The sequence below is a fragment of the Bacillus salacetis genome (genome assembly GCF_003581585.1).
Classification (GTDB): Bacteria; Bacillota; Bacilli; order Bacillales; family Bacillaceae_B; genus Rossellomorea; species Rossellomorea salacetis.
In genome coordinates this window covers 1-242 of record NZ_QXIR01000108.1, presented here as the reverse complement: position 1 = coordinate 242, position 242 = coordinate 1, and the positions used below count along the sequence as shown (strand labels likewise).

The following is a 242-nucleotide window of genomic DNA, read 5'->3' as shown; positions in this document are numbered from 1 at the left end:
ATCAGGGCAGAATTCGGACAGAAATCAAGCAAGGCAGCCTGAAAATGTCCGAATCAGAGCAGAATTCGGACAGAAAACAAGCGAGTCAGCCGGAAAGTGTCCGAATCAAGGCAGAATTCGGACAGAAACCGAGCAAGGCAGCCGAAACCTGTCCGAAACAAGTCAGAATTCGGACAGAAATCAAGCAAGACAGCCGAAAAATGTCCGAAACAGGTCAGGATTCGGACAGAACCCAAGCGAGT

1 pseudogene is annotated in these 242 nt (G+C 49.2%); it reads left to right on the top strand.

The features are described 5' to 3' along the window. Window positions 1–242 (top strand): annotated as a pseudogene (locus tag D3H55_RS24720) (hypothetical protein); the annotation flags it as partial.